The 20031-nt window shown below is 63.0% G+C and carries 17 protein-coding genes; 14 read left to right on the top strand and 3 right to left on the bottom strand.

The genetic code is table 11. The annotated features are described in order from the left end of the window. Positions 1–24 precede the first annotated feature (24 nt). The 9 genes from V8J81_RS18980 to V8J81_RS18940 all read left to right on the top strand — a co-directional run bounded on the left by V8J81_RS18980 (position 25) and on the right by V8J81_RS18940 (position 11086). Entirely contained in the window at positions 25–1767 is a 1743-nt protein-coding gene (locus V8J81_RS18980) for a heparinase II/III family protein (RefSeq protein ID WP_368477313.1), read from the top strand. Between the two features lie 24 nt (positions 1768–1791). After that, positions 1792–3378, top strand: coding sequence for a bifunctional phosphoribosylaminoimidazolecarboxamide formyltransferase/IMP cyclohydrolase (gene purH, locus V8J81_RS18975; protein WP_368477312.1), 1587 nt, complete (start codon positions 1792–1794; stop codon positions 3376–3378). A gap of 11 nt (positions 3379–3389) precedes the next feature. Continuing rightward, a complete protein-coding gene (locus tag V8J81_RS18970; RefSeq protein WP_368477311.1) occupies positions 3390–3764 on the top strand; it encodes a hypothetical protein in 375 nt (124 codons plus the stop codon). Positions 3765–3802: 38 nt separating this feature from the next. Beyond that, positions 3803–4276 carry a signal peptidase II gene (lspA, locus tag V8J81_RS18965; protein ID WP_368477310.1) on the top strand — a complete coding sequence of 158 codons (474 nt, stop codon included), beginning with the start codon at positions 3803–3805 and terminating at the stop codon, positions 4274–4276. A 57-nt stretch (positions 4277–4333) separates the two neighbouring features. Further along, positions 4334–4834 (top strand): DUF3035 domain-containing protein, encoded by a 501-nt coding sequence (locus V8J81_RS18960; RefSeq protein ID WP_368477309.1) that lies wholly within the window; start codon positions 4334–4336, stop codon positions 4832–4834. A gap of 124 nt (positions 4835–4958) precedes the next feature. Further along, positions 4959–6323, top strand: coding sequence for a M16 family metallopeptidase (locus V8J81_RS18955; RefSeq protein WP_368477308.1), 1365 nt, complete (start codon positions 4959–4961; stop codon positions 6321–6323). A gap of 38 nt (positions 6324–6361) precedes the next feature. Further along, positions 6362–7687 carry a M16 family metallopeptidase gene (locus V8J81_RS18950; RefSeq protein ID WP_368477682.1) on the top strand — a complete coding sequence of 442 codons (1326 nt, stop codon included), beginning with the start codon at positions 6362–6364 and terminating at the stop codon, positions 7685–7687. A 57-nt stretch (positions 7688–7744) separates the two neighbouring features. Then, positions 7745–9595 carry a DNA mismatch repair endonuclease MutL gene (gene mutL / locus V8J81_RS18945; RefSeq protein ID WP_368477307.1) on the top strand — a complete coding sequence of 617 codons (1851 nt, stop codon included), beginning with the start codon at positions 7745–7747 and terminating at the stop codon, positions 9593–9595. 3 nt (positions 9596–9598) lie between these two features. Continuing rightward, positions 9599–11086, top strand: coding sequence for a DNA recombination protein RmuC (locus V8J81_RS18940; protein ID WP_368477306.1), 1488 nt, complete (start codon positions 9599–9601; stop codon positions 11084–11086). A gap of 2 nt (positions 11087–11088) precedes the next feature. Here V8J81_RS18940 and V8J81_RS18935 read toward each other — a convergent pair whose 3' ends face one another. Then, the gene (locus V8J81_RS18935; RefSeq protein WP_368477305.1) at positions 11089–11538 is read right to left on the bottom strand and encodes a free L-methionine (R)-S-oxide reductase MsrC; all 450 of its coding nucleotides are present in this window, start codon (positions 11536–11538) and stop codon (positions 11089–11091) included. A 5-nt stretch (positions 11539–11543) separates the two neighbouring features. Next, a complete protein-coding gene (locus V8J81_RS18930) occupies positions 11544–12716 on the bottom strand; it encodes an acetyl-CoA C-acyltransferase (protein WP_368477304.1) in 1173 nt (390 codons plus the stop codon). Positions 12717–12806: 90 nt separating this feature from the next. Between V8J81_RS18930 and V8J81_RS18925 the strand changes: the two genes are divergently transcribed. The 3 genes from V8J81_RS18925 to V8J81_RS18915 all read left to right on the top strand — a co-directional run bounded on the left by V8J81_RS18925 (position 12807) and on the right by V8J81_RS18915 (position 15545). After that, positions 12807–13157 carry an STAS domain-containing protein gene (locus tag V8J81_RS18925; protein WP_368477303.1) on the top strand — a complete coding sequence of 117 codons (351 nt, stop codon included), beginning with the start codon at positions 12807–12809 and terminating at the stop codon, positions 13155–13157. A 40-nt stretch (positions 13158–13197) separates the two neighbouring features. Continuing rightward, positions 13198–13635 carry an ATP-binding protein gene (locus tag V8J81_RS18920; RefSeq protein ID WP_368477302.1) on the top strand — a complete coding sequence of 146 codons (438 nt, stop codon included), beginning with the start codon at positions 13198–13200 and terminating at the stop codon, positions 13633–13635. Between the two features lie 341 nt (positions 13636–13976). Further along, positions 13977–15545: a gamma-glutamyltransferase family protein gene (locus V8J81_RS18915; RefSeq protein WP_368477301.1), complete on the top strand. Its 1569-nt coding sequence runs from the start codon at positions 13977–13979 to the stop codon at positions 15543–15545. Between the two features lie 9 nt (positions 15546–15554). On the opposite strand, the gene V8J81_RS18910 is transcribed toward V8J81_RS18915, so the two are convergent. Further along, positions 15555–17837: a transglycosylase domain-containing protein gene (locus tag V8J81_RS18910; RefSeq protein ID WP_368477300.1), complete on the bottom strand. Its 2283-nt coding sequence runs from the start codon at positions 17835–17837 to the stop codon at positions 15555–15557. A 332-nt stretch (positions 17838–18169) separates the two neighbouring features. Here V8J81_RS18910 and V8J81_RS18905 point away from each other — a divergent pair, with 332 nt between their 5' ends. Beyond that, entirely contained in the window at positions 18170–18508 is a 339-nt protein-coding gene (locus V8J81_RS18905) for a P-II family nitrogen regulator (protein ID WP_011457169.1), read from the top strand. Positions 18509–18543: 35 nt separating this feature from the next. Beyond that, positions 18544–19932, top strand: coding sequence for an ammonium transporter (locus V8J81_RS18900; RefSeq protein WP_368477299.1), 1389 nt, complete (start codon positions 18544–18546; stop codon positions 19930–19932). Positions 19933–20031 lie beyond the last annotated feature (99 nt).

Genomic DNA, 20031 nt, shown 5'->3' with positions numbered 1-20031 from the left:
CAACGCCCGAGCAGCCATTCACCCATGTCCGAGCCGCTAACCCCCTCCCCCGGAAGGCCCCGCGCGCGCGATGCGCGGCGTGGGCACCGTTGGGCTGTTTGGCGGGCGGGCTTTGGCCCGCAGATGCAGGGATTTCTTTGGCAGCCTGAGCCGCGCTTTCCCGGCTCCGCCGCGCGTGGGCGGCAGCTTTTGGCCGGGAATTTCCGGCTGGGTGGCGCGCTGGTCGAAGGGGCCGGTCAAAGCCCTTGGGACATTGATCCGCCAACGGACGCGTTTGAGGCCGCGCTTCACGGCTTCGACTGGCTCGACGATCTGGCGGCCATCCCCGATGGCGGTGGCCGCGCCACAGCACAAGCCTGGCTTGGCGATTGGCTGGTGCGCTACGGCACAGGGAAAGGTCCGGGGTGGAGCCCGGACCTGACCGGACGGCGGCAAATCCGCTGGATCAGCCAGGCGCTGTTCCTGATGAATGGGCAGGATCCAACAGACTCCAAGGCATTCCACGCCGCCCTTTCCCGCCAGACCGCATACCTTGCGAAAACATGGACCAAGACCTCCAGCGGTTTGCCCCGGTTCGAGGCGCTGACTGGTCTGATCTATTCCGCCTGCGCGCTGATCGGGATGGAAACGCAGCTTGATCCGGCCCTGAACGGCCTCGCCCGGGAATGCGCGCGCGAGATCGACAGCCAAGGCGGTATCGTCACTCGCAACCCCGAGGAATTGTTGGAGGTTTTCGTACTGCTCACCTGGGCCGCGCAGATCCTGCAAGAGACGGGAAAACAGGCCGATCCGGCCATCGACACGGCCATCATGCGCATTGCGCCCACCTTGCGCGCGGTTCGCCACGCCGACGGCAGCCTTGTGCGCGCCCATGGCGGCGGGCGCGGCGCGCCGGGGCGGTTGATCGGGGCATTGATCCAGTCGGGCGTTCGCCCGTCACGCATCAAGGGTTTGGCCATGGGCTTTGCCCGCATGGCGGCCGGTCGCGTGACGGTCATCACCGATGCAGCCCCGCCGCAGATCGGCCCGAGTTCGACCAATGCCCATGCGGGCACCTTGGCGTTTGAGATGACGTCTGCCAACCACCCGCTGATCGTCAACGCGGGCTCTGGTGCTGCATTTGGGCCTGACTGGCGGCGTGCGGGCCGTGCCACTGTCAGCCACTCGACGGTCTCACTTCAGGGTTATTCATCGTCTCGCTTCACCGAAAAGGCGCGCGATGTGCCGCCCGAACGGCTTGGTTTTGCCGAGGGGCCATCAGACGTGTCCGTGCAATGGGCAGAGATTGCGAATGGCGAGGGCGTGATCCTGTCCCATGACGGATGGCGGCGCACGCATGGGCTAGCGCATTTGCGTTCCCTCACGCTTGAGGATCACGGCAATCTGCTGCGCGGGGAAGACGGTTTGGCGGCGCTGGACGCGGCCGACCGCGAAAAGTTCCTGTCGATCAACCGCAACCTGCCGTCCGATGTGGGCCTGCGTTTCGCCGCGCGGTTTCACCTGCACCCGGATGTGGTGGTGGAGCTTGATATGGGCGGCTCCGCGATCTCGCTTACGTTGCCGAACGAGGAAGTTTGGGTCTTCCGCCATGGCGGTGAGGGAGAGCTTTCGATTCAACCCTCCGTCTACTTCGATGCGGGCCGCCTGACCCCACGCGCGACAAAACAGATCGTTTTAACCAACCGCGTAAGGGGCTATGGGGCTGCCGTGTCTTGGAGCATCGCGCGCCCCGCCGCGTTATTGCCCGCCCCTGATCTGCCGTTCTGACACGGCCACCAAATAGGATTGCCCATGCAAGATCCCGCCCCGCTGACCCGAGCTTTGCTGTCTGTGTCCGACAAGACCGGCCTTCTGGAATTTGCGAAAGCACTGGCGGATCGTGGGGTTGAGTTGCTGTCGACGGGCGGCACGGCCAAGGCGCTGCGCGAAGCCGGAATGGCTGTGAAGGACGTCTCCGAGGTTACAGGCTTCCCTGAGATGATGGACGGTCGCGTGAAGACGCTGCACCCGATGATCCATGGCGGTTTGCTGGCATTGCGCAACAATTCGGACCATGTGGCGGCGATGAAAGAGCATGGGATCGGCCCGATCGACCTGCTTTGCGTGAACCTTTATCCGTTCGAGGCGACCGTGGCGGCGGGTGCGGATTATGAGACCTGCATCGAGAATATCGACATTGGCGGCCCCGCGATGATCCGCGCGGCAGCGAAGAACCACGGCGCGGTGACGGTGCTGACCACGCCGGGACAATATCCGGGCTTATTGGAAGAGTTGGAGGCGCAATACGGCACGACATTCGCCTTCCGGCAACGCATGGCGCAGGCGGCATACGCGCGGACAGCGGCTTATGACGCAGCGGTGTCCAGCTGGATGGCGGGTGCAGCGGAGATTGAGACACCGCCCCACCGCGCGTTCGCGGGCACGCTGGCGCAGGAAATGCGGTATGGCGAGAACCCGCATCAGAAAGCGAGCTTCTATCTGGACGGCTCCGACCGCCCGGGCGTTGCGACGGCCACACAGCATCAGGGCAAGGCGCTCAGCTACAACAACATCAACGACACGGATGCGGCGTTTGAGCTGGTGGCGGAGTTCCCGCCAGCAGACGGTCCCGCCGTGGCGATCATCAAACACGCCAATCCCTGCGGTGTGGCCAAGGGTGAGTCCGTGCTGGAGGCCTACAAAGCCGCGTTCGATTGTGACCGTACCAGTGCGTTCGGAGGGATCATCGCGCTCAACCAGACGCTCGACGGTGCAACAGCGGAAGAGATCGTGAAGATCTTCACCGAGGTCGTGATTGCGCCCGATGCCGACGACGACGCCAAGGCGATATTTGCGGCGAAAAAGAGCCTACGGCTTCTCACAACCGGTGGTCTGCCCGACCCGCGCACCCAAGTCACCGCGTTCAAGCAAGTCGCGGGTGGTTTGTTGGTGCAGGACAAGGACACCGGCCATGTGTCTGAGGACGCGTTGAAAGTTGTGACCAAGCGCGCACCCTCCGAGAAGGAGATGGCCGATCTGCGCTTTGCGTGGACGGTGGCGAAACACGTGAAATCCAACGCGATCATCTACACCAAGGGCAATGCCACTGTGGGTATCGGTGCTGGCCAGATGAGCCGCGTGGACAGCTCGACCATCGCCGCGCTGAAAGCCGCGCGGATGGGCGATGAGCTGGGGCTGGCCGAGACGCCCGCCAAGGGCTCCGTCGTGGCATCAGACGCGTTCTTCCCGTTCGCCGATGGCCTTCTCGCCGCAGCCGAGGCCGGAGCAACCGCGGTGATCCAACCCGGCGGCTCCATGCGTGATGATGAGGTGATTGCCGCCGCTGATGAGGCCGGGCTTGCCATGGTCTTCACCGGCATGCGCCACTTCCGCCACTAAAGGAGCGTCCCATGCGTCCCTTACCCCTCCTCGGCTCCGCGCTGCTCATAGCGCAGACCCTCCTCGCAGCGTCGCCCGCTTTTGCGGACGGCGCCCTGGCACTGGCCGGATTGCAGGAAATCGCGCGCAGCCCCTGCGCCTATCGCGATGAACCCGTGGATCCTCAGGGGCTTGCCGCTGCATTGGATGGGGTCATCGGCGACGTCATGGGATTGCGCGACTCGGATACGATCATCGGAATGATCTATGACGGGGACCCGCAGGCCGGTGCACGGATGTGGGCGTCAAACCTCGCCCTGACACATCAGGGGTGCGAAACGTTGGTCCATATCCTCAGCAGCCCGGTCGAAGCGCTGATTGCCGAGGTGCAAGCCGCGCAAGACTGACCTATCTAGGACGCAACCGAATTTCGAAAGGCCCACCTATGCGCCTCGTCTTCTTCAGCGCCTTGATCTGGTTCGCCCTCGACCAGGGGTCGAAATATGGCGTGCTCTATGGCCTCAACCTGATCGAGTTGCGGCACCTCGAAGTGCTGCCGCCGCTTCTGAACTTCCACCTGGGCTGGAACACGGGCATCAACTTCGGCCTTTTCGGCGGCGGACCCGAGGTTATGCGCTGGGTCTTGATCGGCGTGGCCGCCGTGATCATCGGCTGGCTGCTATATTGGGCAAAAACCGGCCTCTCGCGCCCGATTGCTTTGCTGGCCGCAGGTGCCGTGATCGGCGGGGCGCTTGGCAATTCGCTGGATCGCGCGATCCATGGGGCAGTGATCGACTTTCTGAACATGTCCTGCTGCGGGATCGTGAACCCCTTTGCCTTCAACATCGCTGATGTGGGCATCTTTGCGGGTGCGTTCGGGCTGATCTTCTTTGCAGATTCTCGCCAAGAGGCGACCTGATACCCCGTGACGCCCCTGCGAAGATGCGCTAGACCGACCCTGCAAGGAGAGATTGGGATGCCAATGCGCGTTACGATTTTGGGTTTGACCGTTGCTGTGCTGGCTCTGTCGGCATGCTCGAATGGTGTGCCAACGCTGATGAATTTGCGGAACACGGAATCCGGCCCGGATGAATTCAGCGTCGTTCCAACGCGCGAGTTGGAAATGCCCTCGTCGCGCGATCTGCCTGCACCAACGCCGGGCGGCATCAACCGCGCGGACCCAAATCCGGAAGCTGACGCCATCGCGGCACTTGGCGGCAATATCAATGCCGCGCCGTCTGCGGGTGGCTTGGTTACTTACGCAGGGCGCTTTGGCGTAGCGAGCGATATTCGCGGGACATTGGCGGCCGAGGACGAGCAATTCCGTCGCGAAAACGATGGCCGTTTGCTGGAACGCCTGTTCCGCAACAACGTCTACTTCGACGCCTATGAAGACCAGTCGTTGGACCGCTACGCGGAGCTTGAGCGCCTACGCCGCATGGGCGTGCAGACGCCGTCTGCCCCACCGCCGGAATAACCGCGCACAGCGCCAGTGCGGGAAACCCGACCCGGTTTCCGCATAACGTCTGCGTCATGGCGGTTGATGCGCCCCTGCATTCCCATACATTCACCGGCAGACCCATTATTGCCGGAGAACCTACATGTTCCGACGCCTCGGCCTGACGCTTGGCCTGGCCTTCACCCCCCTTGCCGTTCAGGCCACGGGTGAGATCAGCGACTTTACCCTCGACAATGGCCTGCAGGTTGTTGTCGTCGAAGACCACCGCTCCCCCTCTGTCACGCACATGATCTGGTACCGCGCCGGTGCGGCCGATGAATTGCCCGGTCAGGGCGGCATTGCGCACCTGCTGGAACATCTGATGTTCAACGGCACCGACGACATGGCGCCGGGCGAGTTCTCGGAAACGGTTGAGGCCAATGGCGGGTCGGACAATGCGTTCACCTCGTGGGATTACACCGCCTACCACCAGACCGTGGCCGCCGACCGGCTGGGTCTGATGATGCAGATGGAAGCGGACCGGATGCGCGATCTGGTTCTGGTGCCCGAGGAGGTCGAGACTGAGATTTCGGTGGTCCTCGAAGAACGCGCGCAGCGCACCGATGGCTCACCCGGCGCTTTGTTCAACGAACAAATGTCCGCCGCCTACTATCGCAACCATCCTTACGGCCAGCCGATCATCGGTTGGCGGCATGAGATCCGGGAACTGACGATCGAGATGCTGCAGGACTGGTATGACCTGCATTACCACCCAAATAACGCAATCGTCGTTGTCGCAGGCGATGTGACCCCGGAAGAGGTCCGCGCGCTGGCTGAAGAGCATTACGGCCCGATCCCGGCTAATCCCGACACCGACGATCAGGAATCGCGCGTTCGGCCAGCGGAGCCGCCACAAAACGCCCTGCGACGGGTGATCTACGAAGATCCCCGCGTGGCGAACCCCTACGTGTCGATGCTGTTCCCAGTTGACGAGACACTTGCCTACGATCTCCGCTCGCAGGCGACGCTGGAATTGTTGCGCGCCGTGTTGAGCGACAGTGACTTCACCTCGGTCTTCGCGCGTGAATTGCAGATCGAGAATGAGGTCTCGCTGTTCGCCGCCGCCTATTATAGCTCCACCAACCTGGACAATCGGCCATTCACCTTGCTGAACATGCCGATCCCGGGCCGCTCGCTTGAACAGGCAGAGGCCGACATTCTTGGCGTCGTGGAGGATTTCCTTGAAGAGGGGATCGATCAGGCTGCTTTCGACCGCATCCAGTTCCAGTGGCAGGCCAGCCAGATCTACGCGCAGGACGATGCCGCCGGACAGGCCCGCAGCCTCGGCACGGCTTTGACCACGGGATATTCCGTTGAGGATTGGGAAAACTGGCTGGAGGTCACGGCCTCCATCACCACAGACGAGGTCATGGAGATGGCGCGCGCCCTGTTTGCCCAAGACCCTGCCGTGATCGGCCATCTGACCCGCCCTGCCCCTGAAACCGAAGAAGAGGAGGTGTCGCAATGACCTTCACCCGTTTTGTCACCCCGCTTCTTGCCGCCACGATGCTGACGGCCCCGGTCACGCTTCACGCGCAAGCACAGCCCGCGACCGAGGAGATCGAACCGGTCGAGGCGATAATCGACATCCAGCTTGTGACCTCCCCCGGCGGGATCGAGGCGTGGTTGGTGCAGGACAATTCCATCCCGTTCATGGCCATCGAGATGTGGTTTGACGGCGGCGGTTCACTCGACCGGCCCGGCGCGCGCGGGGCCACGAACCTGATGATGGCATTGCTGGAAGAAGGCACCGGCGATCTGGATTCGCAGGAATTCGCAGCCGCCCAGGAAGGGCTGGCGGCGAGCTTTGGCTTCGACACCTACCGCGATGAGGTTGTGGTGAGTGCGGAGGTCCTGACGCAGAACCGGGACGAGGCTTTGGCGCTCCTGCGCGGCGCAATCGTAGAGCCCTCCTTCGACGAAGGCGCGCTGGAACGTGTGCGGCAGCAAGTGATCTCAGGCATCGAATACGACCTGACGGACCCTGACACGATCTCTGGCCGCACCTTCAATGCGTTGGCCTATGGCGACCATCCCTATGCCACCAGCCTCGACGGCACCGTGGAAAGCGTGGCGGGCCTGACCCGTGACGACATCGTTGCCGCGCATCGCTCTGCCTTGGTGCGGGACCGGGTGTCGGTCGGCGTTGCCGGTGACATCACGCCGGAGGAACTGGGCGCGTTGCTGGATGAGTTGCTCGGTGATCTGCCGGGGTCGGACCTGCCGCTGCCGGAACAGGCGGAGTTCATGGCCCCCGGCGGCATCGAAGTGGTGGAGTTTCCCGTCCCGCAATCCTCCGTCCTGTTCGGGAATGAAGGCATCACGCGGACGGATGACGATTTCTTCCCGTATTTCGTAATGAACCAGATCCTCGGCGCAGGCGGCTATCGGTCTCGCCTCAACCAGGAGGTCCGCGAAGAGCGTGGCCTGACCTATGGGATCAGCACGTGGACCGGCCTGTCGGACTATATCGCGATGCATCAGGGTGCGTTCAGTTCCTCCAACGATCTGGTGGCCGAGGCCATCGACGTGGTGCTCGCCGAATGGGAGGACCTGTCTGAGAACGGCGTGACGGCGGAAGAGCTTGAGGCCGCGCAACGCTACATGACCGGGGCCTATCCGCTGCGGTTCTCCGGCAACGGCTCTATCGCCGGGACACTGGCCGCGATGCAGGCCGATGACATGCCGATCGACTACATCAACACCCGCAATGAGCGTGTCATGGCCGTGACGTTGGAGGATATCCAGCGCGTGGCCGAGCGGGTGATAGACCCGGAAACGCTGCAATTTGTTGTGGTTGGCCGGCCTGATGGGTTGGAGCCCTCAAACTAATCCTTCTCCACAGGGAATCGGTTCCAAGAGAGTGGCGGCCATGCTATCCCTAGGGGCATGGCCGCCCCAAACCCCAACATAAGCGCAGATGCGCGCCCGGTGATCCGTCAGCTGGACGAAGCAGCGATCAACCGCATCGCGGCAGGTGAGGTTGTGGAACGGCCCGCGTCAGCCGTGAAAGAGCTGGTGGAAAACGCCATCGACGCCCAGGCGCGGCGCGTGGTGATCGAGGTTGCCCATGGCGGCAAAACCCTGATCCGCGTGACCGATGATGGCGTGGGGATGGAGGCGGATGACCTGCCGATGGCGCTCAGCCGTCACGCGACGTCGAAAATCGACGGCAGCGATCTGCTCAACATCCATTCCTTCGGGTTCCGGGGGGAGGCGCTGCCGTCGCTCGGCTCCGTCGGACGGTTGTCGATCACCTCGCGGGCGTCGGATGCGGGTCACGTCATCCGCGTCTCAGGCGGCGCGCATGAGGCGGTGAGGCCGGCGGCCTTGAACAGGGGCACAGTGGTGGAGCTGCGCGACCTGTTCTACGCCACCCCTGCACGGCTGAAGTTCCTGCGCTCAGACCGGGCCGAGATGCAGGCGATCAGCGATGTCGTGAAGCGGCTGGCGATGGCAGAGCCTGCCGTCGGTTTCACCCTGAAGGATGTGACCGATGGCGAGCGTGTGACGTTCCGTGCCGATCCGGAAACCGGCGATCTGTTCGACGCCCTGCGCGGGCGGCTGACCACGATCCTGGGGCGGGACTTCACCGAAAACGCGCTGGCGATTGATGCTGACCGTGAGGGCATCCGCCTGACCGGATATGCGGGCCTGCCGACCTATTCGCGCGGCTCTGCGGTGGCGCAGTTCCTGTTCGTGAATGGCCGCCCCGTCCGCGACAAACTGCTGATCGGCGCTCTGCGCGCGGCCTATATGGATGTGCTGTCCCGTGACCGCCACCCGGCGGCCGTTCTGTTCATCGACTGCCCGCCGGAACGGGTGGATGTGAACGTCCACCCCGCCAAGTCCGAGGTCCGGTTCAGGGAGCCGGGCGTCGCGCGTGGGTTGATCGTTTCCGGCCTGCGCCATGCCTTGGCCGAGGCCGGGCATCGCGCCTCATCGACTGTGGCCGATGCGACGTTGCAGGCGTTCGCGGCCCCTCCTCGGGACTTGCCCCCGCTAGGGGCGCCCCCCTCCTCGCAGCCGACATTTTCCGGCGAACCGCGCGTCTACCAGATGGAACGCCCGCAGCAGGGCCGAATGGCGGGGTTTGCCGAGGCTGCTCCCGATTGGGGCAACGCGCCGTCGGCCCGGGTAGATGAGGCGGTTATCGAAAGCGATGGCCCCTTGGGGGCCGCCCGCGCGCAGGTGCATGAGAATTACATCGTCGCGCAGACGCCGAACGGGATCGTTCTGGTGGACCAACACGCCGCCCACGAGCGGTTGGTTTATGAGAAGCTGAAAGCGCAAATGGCCGAGCACGGTGTTGCGCGGCAGGCCCTGTTGATCCCTGAGATCATCACACTTGGTGCGGATGCCGACCGGCTTCTCGATCACGCGGCAGAGTTGGAGCGGTCTGGTTTGCTGGTTGAGGCGTTTGGACCGGGCACCGTGGCCGTGCGCGAGACGCCTGCCATTCTGGGTGAGATCAACGCCGAGGCCTTGTTGCGCGACGTGCTAGACGAGTTGGATGACCTTGGCGACAGCCAGACCCTGCAGTCTCGTGTGGAGGCGGTGTTGAGCCGCGTGGCCTGCCATGGCTCCATCCGCTCCGGCCGCCAGATGCGCGCCGATGAGATGAACGCCCTTCTGCGCGAGATGGAGGCCACGCCGATGTCGGGCCAGTGCAACCACGGGCGACCGACTTATGTGGAGCTGAAACTCAGCGACATCGAACGCCTGTTCGGGCGGACCTGAGCCATGGAAAACGCGCCCTTCTTTGCCTTCCTCGATGGCGTCGCCACCCGCCTGCGCGCCGCCAGCCCGTTTGGGCCGGAGGTCGACCCGCTGCCGGCCTATCTTTTGCTGGTGCTGTTGGCCGCGCTGTTTCTGTTCGTCGCCTGGATCCTGCGCGGGGCGCGTTTGCGGCGGGCCAATCGCGACCTCTCCGGGCTGGAAGATATGCGCCGCCATATGGCCGCGATGGAGGCTAGGGCAGAGCGGTTGCCGCAATTGGAACAGGCCCTGTCCGACGAGCGCGAGGAACGCGACCGCCTGCTTGGGGCACTGAACCAAGCCGAGGCGCGGTTAGAGACGGAGCAGGCCACGCACAAGGCGCGGCTGGAGGAGTTGCACGGGTTGAACGAGGCGCTGAAATCGCAGTTCAAAAACCTTGCGGGCGAGGTGTTGGAGGGCAATTCCAAGGCCTTCCTCGACCGTGTGTCTGAGCGCTTCGCGACCCATTCCGAGACTGCCAAGGCGGAGCTTGATGCGCGCCAGAAGGCCATCGACGGCATGGTCAAACCATTGAACGAAAAGCTCGGCGCCTTTGACACCGTCCTGCGCGATATGGAACAGAAACGGACGGAGGCCTATTCGACCATCCGCACGCAGGTGGAAGAATTGAAGCTAGGCCAATCCGCGCTGACCGGTGAGACGCGCAAGCTGGTGCAAGCCCTGCGCGCGCCCAAGACGCGGGGTCGCTGGGGTGAGATGCAGCTACGGCAGGTCTGCGAAATGGCGGGCATGACCGAGCATGTGGATTTCAACACCGAGGTCAGCCACCAGACGGACAACGGCCTGCAACGGCCCGACGCCATCGTGAACATGCCCGGCGGGCGGTCGTTGGTTGTGGACGCCAAGACCTCGCTCGACGGCTATCTCGATGCGCTGGAGGCGGAGACGCCCGAGGCCCGTGACCTCGCCATCACCCGCCACGCGCGGCAGGTGGCCGACCATGTCCGCGCGCTGTCGTCGAAACGCTACCATGACCTACTAGAGAACACGCCAGACTTCGTGGTGATGTTTATCCCCGGCGACGTGTTCCTGTCTGCGGCGGTCGAGGCCGACCCGAACCTGATCGAACGCGCGCTGGAGGCCCGTGTGGTCATCGCAACGCCGTCGACCCTCGTTGCGCTCTTTCGCACCATTGCCTTCGGCTGGCAGCAGGAGGCGATTGCCGAAAACGCGGTCACCATCCACAAGGAAGCGAAAGAGCTTTATGGGCGTTTGGCCACCTTTGCAGCGAATTTGCAGAAGGTCGGCACCAACCTGAACCGCTCCGTGGATAGCTACAACAAGGCCATGGGCTCGCTAGAGGCGCGGGTACTCCCCTCGGCCCGCAAACTGGAGGCGATGCAGGTGGTGCAAGAGCCGTCGGATGACCTCAAGGACGCGCCGAGGGTGGAGGCTGTCCCGCGCACGCTATCGGCCCCGGAACTGACCGTGGTCAACAGCGACGACGACTAAGACTAAGACGCAAAGGTCGCGCTTAGGATCGCCTCCAACGCCGTCGCATCTTCCTCGGTGAACGCGTCGGGCTGGTCGCTGTCGATGTCGAGCACGGCGATGATTTCTCCCGCCGCGTTGCGGACAGGCAGGACGATTTCGGACCGGGTGGAGGACGCGCAGGCGATATGGCCCGGGAACGCGTCGACATCCGGCACCAACTGCACCTCGCCGGTGCGCGCCGCCGCGCCACAGACGCCTTTGTCGAATGGGATCACCAGGCATCCATGACCGCCCTGATAGGGGCCGATCTTGAGCAATCCCGGTGCCGTCACACGGTAAAACCCGGTCCAATCGAACCGGTCATCCGCGTGGTGCAATTCGCAGGCCAAGGTTGCCATCAACGCGACCGTGTCGGTTTCGCCTTCGGTCAGCGCGGCGATGGTTTTCGCAAGCGTTGCGTAATCGGCCATGGCCTTCAATCCCGTTCCATCGCGATGGCTGTCCCTTCGCCGCCGCCGATGCAGATCGCTGCGATCCCGCGCTTCAGGCCACGCGCTTCTAACGCGTGCAGTAGCGTCACCATGATCCGCGCGCCGGATGCCCCAATCGGATGACCCAAAGCGCAGGCGCCGCCATTCACGTTCACCTTCTCGCGTGGGATATTCATCTCGTGCATGAAGGCCATGGGGACAACGGCGAAGGCCTCGTTCACCTCCCACAGATCGACGTCCTCGACGCGCCATCCCAACCGGTCGAGCAGCTTTTTCGCGGCCGGAACCGGAGCCGTCGGGAACAGGGCCGGGGCATGGGCGTGGGAGGCATGGCCAAGGATGCGCGCGCGCACCGGAAGCCCTTGCGCCTCGGCCACGTCCGCACGGGCCAGAACCAGGGCCGCCGCACCGTCCGAGATCGACGATGAATTCGCCGCCGTGACCGTGCCACCCTCGCGGAACGCGGGCTTGAGCTGCGGGATTTTGTCGGGGCGGGCATTGCCGGGCTGCTCATCGACATCGACCTCAATCGCACCCTTGCGCGTCGTGACGGTGACCGGTGCGACCTCCGCCTCAAAGGCCCCGCTTTCGATGGCCCGCACGGCGTTTTCCAGCGACCCAAGCGCATAGCCGTCCTGCGCCTCACGGGTGAACTGAAACGCCTCGGCGCAATCCTCGGCAAAGGTGCCCATCAGGCGGCCCTTGTCATAGGCATCTTCCAACCCGTCGAGGAACATATGATCGAGCGTCTTCTGGTGCCCGATCCGCGCGCCGCCCCGCATGGACGGCATCAGGTAGGGCGCATTCGTCATCGATTCCATGCCACCGGCCACGATCACGTCTGATTGCCCGAGCGCCAGCGTGTCGAACGCCATCATCGCAGCCTTCATGCCAGAACCGCACATTTTGTTCAGCGTCGTGGCGGGCACGCTGTCATCGAGGCCAGCATGGAACCCGGCCTGACGCGCCGGGGCCTGCCCTTGGCCCGCAGGCAGGACACATCCCATCAGCACTTCGTCAACCTGGCTTGCGCCAGCGCCATCAAGGGCCGCCCGGATCGCGGCACCGCCGAGCTCGGACGCGGCCAGGGGTGACAGCCCTCCCTGAAACCCGCCCATCGGCGTGCGCGACGCCCCGGTAATGACAACTTGATCCATGTTTGCCTCCTGCATTCGAGGGGATGACAACGAATTTGTAAGACTTGGCGTCTAGCGTTTCCAACAAATCGACTTGTTGGAGAACACGACATGCCTCTTTCGTCCAGTGATCATGACTATGCACAGGTTGTCCATGTGGATGACACCCGGCTCGACGCGAGCATCGCGATTCAGTTCAAGGAAGACTTTCGCAATCTGACGGAAGGTGGTGGCGACATCATCCTTGAGATGTCGCAGGTGGAATTCCTCGATTCCAGCGGCCTTGGCTCCATCGTCGCGGTGTTCAAAGGTCTGGGCCCGGATCGCGCCATGGCATTGGCCGGATTGCAGCCTGCCGTTGAAAAAGTGATGACTCTGACGCGGATGAATACCGTTTTTGCCATCTTCCCGTCGCTGGACGATGCCCTTGCCGCCGCCGCGGCACCCCACGCTGCCGAGTGATTGTTTGCCCGTACCGGGTGCCAAAGAAGGATCATTCAGATTGGCCCGACCTGACCTTGTCACCACTTTGTCGTCCGAGACCGACCATGTGCGTCGCGCCCTGGACGATGTGCGCGACAAACTGAACGAAATGCCAGAGTTCCAAGCCATCGGCGATACGACGCAGATCATCCTCGCGGAAGTGCTGAACAACGTCGTGGAGCATGCCTACCGGTTTCAGCCCGGCCACCCGATCGAGGTGACGCTTTCGTTTGCGGAAGAGGCGCTCAACTGCCGCGTGGTGGACCAAGGTGTTGCCATGCCCAAGGGAAAACCACCGAACGGTGGGATGCCCGAAATCGACCCAAATAGCCCCGACGATCTGCCGGAAGGCGGCTTTGGATGGGCCATGATCCACATGATGACTGATGGCCTATCTTACACCCGAAAAGACGGGTGCAATGAATTGTTCTTTTCGATTCCCAATACACTGAACTGACCCGGCCAAACGGGTTCAAAGACCTGTGTTTGCCGATATTGATGGCCAATCCCGCGAATTGCGAGGCATTGTCGACAAGATCGGTCCTCCCGACACGAGAATGCCCCATTTCGAGCAAAAGCAAGCCGCGAAGACGGTCGATACCAGACATGTAGCTGCAGAGGCTTCCCTCGACGTCGCGTGTCAAAGCCCCCACCCAGTGCGTGGCGTCGAGGTCCTCTGCGGCGACAATCCCCCCAACGCCAATCAACGCGCGACCTCGGTCGCAGCAAAAGCGTTTCTGCCCTTGTCCTTTGCGCGTCGCTGCCTAGGGTTCCCCTCCTGAAAGAGGGGGACAAACCATGCGCGATTTTCACAAACCGGGCCGCTCGACCGTTTACGCCGACCAAGGGATGTGCGCCACATCGCACCCCCTGGCCGCGCAAACGGCCATTGCCCTACTTCAGGAAGGTGGCAACGCTGTAGACGCCGCTATCGGCGCTGCAATCCTTCTAGGTCTGTGCGAGCCGCAAAGCACCGGCATTGGCGGCGACATGTTCGCGCTTGTGGCCCAACCCGATGGAGACATCATCGGCCTGAACGCCTCGGGCCGCGCGCCTGCCGGGATCGACGCGGACGCCATTCGGGCCAATCACGACGAGATGCCGCTTTATGATGTCGCCGCCGTCACCGTGCCGGGTGCGGTTGATGGGTTCTGCCGCCTCCACACCGATCACGGGCAACTGCCGCTCGACCGCGTGCTGGCCCCTTCGATCCACTACGCCGAAGCCGGCATACCCGTCGCCCCGCGCGTCGCGTTCGATTATGAGCAAAGCAGTTCCGTCCTTTCTGGCCATGCTCGCAGCATCTTCCTGCAAGACGACAAGCCCCTACCAGTCGGCGCGCGCTTCACGGCCCCCGGCCAGGCCGAGGTCCTGCGCCGCGTCGCCGCCGAAGGCCGGGCCGGGTTCTATGAAGGCGAAGTTGCCGAAGACATGGTTGCGTCTCTTCGTGCGCTGGGTGGCACCCACACGCTTGAGGATTTTGCGGCGACCGAAAGCAACTACGTCGAACCGCTCCGCTCCAGTTACCGCGACGCCGAACTGCTGGAGCTCCCGCCCAATGGGCAAGGCGCGACGGCCATGCTGATCCTCAACATCCTCGAAACGATGGACCCGCAGGACGATCCGTTCGGCACGATGCGCGCGCACTTGGAGGCTGAGGCCACGAAACTTGGCTACGACGCGCGCGACCGGTTCATCGCGGATATGGACCATGTCACGCGGCTGGAACACATGCTGTCAAAGGACACCGCGAAATCACTCGCCGGTCTCATCGACGGCAATGCCGCGATGCCAGACGCGCGAGCGGCCTCCGACAATGTCCACAAGGACACGGTCTACATCACGGTTGTCGACAAGGATCGCCGCGCGGTCAGCTTGATCTATTCGATCTTCCATTCATTCGGGTCCGGCTTTGCCTCGGACAAATTCGGCGTGCTGTTCCAGAACCGTGGCGGCGGCTTCACGCTTGAGAAAGGCCACCCGAATGAGGTCGGCCCCGGCAAACGCCCGATGCACACCATCATTCCCGGCATGCTCAAACTGGGCGATGGCAGCCTGATGCCCTTCGGCGTCATGGGCGGCGCCTATCAATCGACCGGTCATGCGCGCTTCGTGTCGAACGTGGTCGATTACGGGCTTGATCCGCAGGCCGCCATCGACGCCCCGCGCAGCTTTGCGGAGGCGGGCCATATCAAGGTGGAACGTGGCTACGCGCAAGCTGTTCACGATGGGCTTGCGGCCAAAGGCCATGACGTGCAGATCCCGGCCACAGCGGTGGGCGGCGCGCAGGCGATCCGCATTCGGCCCGATGGCGTACTGGAGGGCGGCAGCGACCCCCGCAAGGACGGGATCGCTCTGGGTTACTGAAACGCCTGCCTAGTTGTTCCGAGGCCCAAAGATCTGGTTCAGCACATCATTGATTGCGTTGCCCAGATTGCCTTGGCCTTGCGCATTCCCAATCGGGATGCGCGTGCCGCGCGGCGTGACAGGCCCCACCAACTGACCTGTGCCGTCCCGCACCAAGCCATCCGCGTTCAAGACCTGCGGCTGTTCCGGCGGGCGGGCCTCGGCAATCGGGTCGATCATCGGAAGCGGGCGCGGGGGAAGATCGGCGTGGATCTCCTCCATCGCCTGTCGCCAGATTTCAGCAGGCAAGCCGCCGCCCGTCACGCCGCTTAGCGGGCGGTTGTCGTCATATCCCATCCATACACCGGCGACGTAATCCGCGGTGAAGCCAACGAACCAGGCATCACGGGCCGAATTCGTAGTGCCGGTCTTGCCAGCCGTCGGCCGGTCAGACAAAGCCGCCCGCGTTCCGGTACCCGCTGCCGTGACCTGGCTCATCATGTAGGTCAGCTGCTGTGCCGAGAATTCCGAGATCACGCGTTCGCGGATGCCCGTGTCTTGCTCGAACATCGGGGTGTCTTCCCCCATCAACCGCAGCTCCGTCAGGCCAAAGGGCCGCACGGCTGAGCCACCATTGAGGATGCCCGCATAGGCGCCCGTCATCTCGATCAACGTCGATTCCGATGCACCAAGCGCCAGCGCCGGGCCAGCCGCAAGATCGCTTTCGATCCCGAATTGAGAAGCGACCGTGCGCACCAGATCGCGGCCCACTTCTTCAGACAACCTCACGGCAGGCGTGTTCAGCGAATGGCGCAAGGCATCAGTTAGGGTGACTTCGCCGCGATACTGGCCGTCGTAGTTTTCAGGTCGGTACGGCCCGGAACCCGGCACATTGATCGTCAGCTCTGCGTCCAACACGAGATCGTCAAAGCGGAAGCCCAGATCCAAAGCAGTGGCATAGACAAACGGCTTGAACGCCGATCCCGTCTGCCTGAACGCCTGCACCGCGCGATTGAACACGCCACCGCCTTCCAGATCACGCCCGCCGACCATGGCGCGCACTGCGCCGTCCGCACTCATCACCACAATCGCGGCTTCCGCCTCGGACCCTTCGCGCACCTGATTTGCGAACACATTGGCAATCGCGGCCTCGGCCGCCGCCTGAATCTCAGGGTCGAACGTCGTGCGGATGATGACGTCTTCGGTTGTTTCACCAGTCAGGAAATCAGGGCCAACAGACATGATCCAGTCCGCGAAATAGCCGCCCGTTTCCTGCCGGGCCGCCGCTGAAAGCGTTGCGGGGTTGGCGCGGGCGCGGTCCGCGGCCTCCTCGCTCAGATAGCCCTGCTGCTCCATCAGGCCGAGGACGAGGTTCGCCCGTTCCTGACTGCGTTCGAGGTTGTTTGTGGGCGCATAGCGCGTCGGCGCGACCAGCAGACCCGCCAGCATCGCGGCCTGCTGCGGGTTCACCTCGGTCGAGGAGATGCCGAAATAGCGTTGCGATGCGGCTTCGAACCCGCGTGCACCGGCGCCCAGATAGGCCCGGTTGAGGTAAATGGAGAGGATTTCCGACTTCGTGTACCGCAGTTCCATCGCGAAGGCGAAGACCATCTCCTGCACCTTGCGCCACAAGGTCGTGCGACGACAGTCGGCCTCGTACGCGGCCTCGCTGTCCCAGATCTCTTGGTCGAAATCGCGGCCCAGACACATCAATTTGGCCGTCTGCTGCGTCAGGGTGGAGCCGCCATGGCCCTGTAACGGGCTGCGCCCTTCGCGCATGTTGATCCGCATGGCGCTGGCAATACCGCGCGGGCTGACGCCGAGATGCCACCAGAACCGGCGATCTTCTGTGGCGACCACGGCGTTGACCAGATGGATGGAGGTATTGGTCGGATCAATCGCGCCGCCGAATTGTTCCCCGCGCCAGGCGAAAATCTCTCCATGTCGATCCAGCATCGTGACGGAGCCGCGCGCACGGGCGTCCAGCAGCTCGTCCACTTCGGGCAACTGGCTATAGTAGTAGGCGACCCCCATGGCGACCAGCAGGGTCACAACGACAGCGCCGCGCCAGATCACACTCCACAATACGCGAAAAAAGAAACGGATCACGCGGGCGAAGAACCCCATGATACCGCCGCGCTGCGGAGCCTTGCGCCGCGGCTGCCTGCGCCGCCGTCCGCCGTTGCCCGAGCCACGACCGCCACCGCCGCTCCCGCCCGAGGAGGCGCGCTTTTTCTTCGCAGGGCGCTTGGGGGTCTGTGTGCTGCGGCGGTCGGCCACCAGCCGACGCCTGCCATTTCCTGATGGGCTCATGTTTGTCTCTTGCCTCTGTCGGGGGCCCGATTGCGGCATATGCCGGGGCCAACCTCATTTGGGCATCAAGATAGGCAAATTCGAGTCGCTTGCGAAGGGGGGAGGGCCAACCCTTCGATTAACCTGTCGCACAAAAAATACGCATCTACGCTTCTTTGCGCAAAAATTTTGCAAATGCCTCACAGAAGCGCTGCAAAAACACGGGCCGTTCGTTGCCCTTCCCGCACCATCGGCCTGACTTACCCACGTATCCGGCCCGGTCCTTGGGTCGCACAAAAAGGCCCGACCATCTGGTCGTGGGGACAGTCAACAACCGCAAGGGGTGACAAAACGTGAAACTCATCATTGCAGCAATCAAACCGTTCAAGCTGGAGGAGGTCCGCGAAGCCCTGACCGCCATCGGCGTGCGCGGCATGATGGTGACCGAGATCAAGGGCTTCGGCTCTCAGTCCGGCCACACCGAGATTTATCGCGGCGCCGAATATGCCGTGAATTTCGTGCCGAAGGTGAAACTGGAAATCGTCGTGGCTGCGTCCATGGCCGATCAGGTTGTCGAAACCATCCAGACCACCGCCAAGACCGACAAAATCGGTGACGGCAAGATCTTCGTTCTCGATGTGCAAAGCGCGGTTCGCGTGCGCACCGGCGAGACCAACGACGACGCGCTGTAAACAGCGCCCGGATTTCTCCAAGGGGAATGAGAGACATGAACAAGAAAATTCTATTTCCGCTGGCCGCTGCAATCGCCGCGTTTCCGGCTGCAGCCTGGGCCAACGACCCGCCCTCGTCGCTTGATGATGTAGGCTATATCTTCACCACCCTGCTGTTCCTGATCGGTGGCTTCCTCGTGTTCTGGATGGCTGCGGGCTTTGCGATGCTCGAAGCAGGCCTCGTGCGCTCCAAGAACGTCACAATGCAGCTGACCAAGAACATCGCGCTCTTCTCGCTGGCTGCCATCATGTACTGGCTGGTCGGCTACAATGTCATGTATCCGCTGGGTGAGATGGCGTTTGAAAGCATGGATGCGGTCGACACAAGCCTGATCAACTGGACGCTCTATTCGCTGTCCGAGGCCGAAGATGGCACCGTAAGCGTCATCGGCTATCTTGGTGCATTTGGCACGGCTGTACTCCAGCCCGTCGGCACCACCGAAGTGGATCTGTCCTACGCCTCCGATGGTTCGGACTTCTTCTTCCAGCTGATGTTCTGCGCAACCACTGCGTCGATCGTCTCGGGCACCTTGGCCGAACGCATTAAGCTGTGGCCCTTCCTGATCTTCGTTCTTGTCCTGACCGGCCTGATCTACCCGATCGAGGCATCCTGGCAGTGGGGCGGCGGCTGGTTGTCGGCTGCAGGCTTCTCGGACTTCGCCGGTTCGACCCTGGTGCACGCCGCAGGTGGCTTCGCAGCCCTCGCAGGTGCCATCGTCCTCGGCCCGCGTCTGGGCAAGTACAAAGATGGCCGCGTAAACCCGATGCCGGGCTCCAACATGCCGCTGGCCACGCTGGGTACGTTCATTCTGTGGCTGGGTTGGTTCGGCTTCAATGGCGGCTCGCAGCTTGCCATGGGCACGATCAACGATGTCACTGACGTCTCGCGCATCTTTGCCAACACCAATATGGCGGCTGCCGCCGGTGCCGTGACCTGCTTGATCCTCACGCAGATCATGTATGGCAAGTCGGACCTGACCATGGTGCTCAATGGCGCGCTGGCTGGCCTGGTGTCGATCACCGCTGAACCGCTTGCGCCGTCGCTCTTCGGTTCGCTCCTGACCGGTGCTGTGGGTGGCGTGATCGTGGTCTTCACCGTTCCGCTTCTCGACAAGCTGAAGATCGACGATGTGGTCGGTGCCATCCCGGTTCACCTCTTCGCAGGTATCTGGGGCACGCTCGCCGTCGCCTTCTACACCGGCGGCTGGGGCGCTCAGATCCTCGGCATTGCGGCCATCGGCGGCTTTGTCTTCGTCGCCTCGCTGATCATCTGGTTCATCCTCAAAGCCATCATGGGCATCCGTGTGGGCGAGGAAGAAGAGATCAACGGCCTCGACGTGACCGAGCTTGGTATGGAAGCCTATCCGGATTTCACCAACCGCTAAGGTCAAACAGACCCTCCGGGCCACTCCTCCCTGTGGCCCGGATCAAACTGAAAGGGCGCCTCAACCGGGCGCCCTTTTTTCGTTCCGGGATGTGCTACG

The sequence above is a fragment of the Gymnodinialimonas sp. 202GB13-11 genome, assembly GCF_040932485.1.
GTDB lineage: Bacteria > Pseudomonadota > Alphaproteobacteria > Rhodobacterales > Rhodobacteraceae > Gymnodinialimonas > Gymnodinialimonas hymeniacidonis.
This window is presented reverse-complemented; position numbering and strand designations above follow the sequence as displayed.

Excerpts from the sequence above, each read along its gene's own strand:
- V8J81_RS18935 (WP_368477305.1), bottom strand. The coding sequence starts at position 11,538 with ATGGCCGATTACGCAACGCTTGCGAAAACCATCGCCGCGCTGACCGAA.
- V8J81_RS18925 (WP_368477303.1), top strand. The coding sequence starts at position 12,807 with ATGCCTCTTTCGTCCAGTGATCATGACTATGCACAGGTTGTCCATGTG.
- V8J81_RS18970 (WP_368477311.1), top strand. The coding sequence starts at position 3,390 with ATGCGTCCCTTACCCCTCCTCGGCTCCGCGCTGCTCATAGCGCAGACC.
- lspA (WP_368477310.1), top strand. The coding sequence starts at position 3,803 with ATGCGCCTCGTCTTCTTCAGCGCCTTGATCTGGTTCGCCCTCGACCAG.
- V8J81_RS18955 (WP_368477308.1), top strand. The coding sequence starts at position 4,959 with ATGTTCCGACGCCTCGGCCTGACGCTTGGCCTGGCCTTCACCCCCCTT.
- V8J81_RS18940 (WP_368477306.1), top strand. The coding sequence starts at position 9,599 with ATGGAAAACGCGCCCTTCTTTGCCTTCCTCGATGGCGTCGCCACCCGC.
- V8J81_RS18915 (WP_368477301.1), top strand. The coding sequence starts at position 13,977 with ATGCGCGATTTTCACAAACCGGGCCGCTCGACCGTTTACGCCGACCAA.
- V8J81_RS18950 (WP_368477682.1), top strand. The coding sequence starts at position 6,362 with ATGCTGACGGCCCCGGTCACGCTTCACGCGCAAGCACAGCCCGCGACC.
- V8J81_RS18960 (WP_368477309.1), top strand. The coding sequence starts at position 4,334 with ATGCCAATGCGCGTTACGATTTTGGGTTTGACCGTTGCTGTGCTGGCT.
- V8J81_RS18900 (WP_368477299.1), top strand. The coding sequence starts at position 18,544 with ATGAACAAGAAAATTCTATTTCCGCTGGCCGCTGCAATCGCCGCGTTT.
- mutL (WP_368477307.1), top strand. The coding sequence starts at position 7,745 with ATGGCCGCCCCAAACCCCAACATAAGCGCAGATGCGCGCCCGGTGATC.
- purH (WP_368477312.1), top strand. The coding sequence starts at position 1,792 with ATGCAAGATCCCGCCCCGCTGACCCGAGCTTTGCTGTCTGTGTCCGAC.
- V8J81_RS18980 (WP_368477313.1), top strand. The coding sequence starts at position 25 with ATGTCCGAGCCGCTAACCCCCTCCCCCGGAAGGCCCCGCGCGCGCGAT.
- V8J81_RS18930 (WP_368477304.1), bottom strand. The coding sequence starts at position 12,716 with ATGGATCAAGTTGTCATTACCGGGGCGTCGCGCACGCCGATGGGCGGG.
- V8J81_RS18910 (WP_368477300.1), bottom strand. The coding sequence starts at position 17,837 with ATGAGCCCATCAGGAAATGGCAGGCGTCGGCTGGTGGCCGACCGCCGC.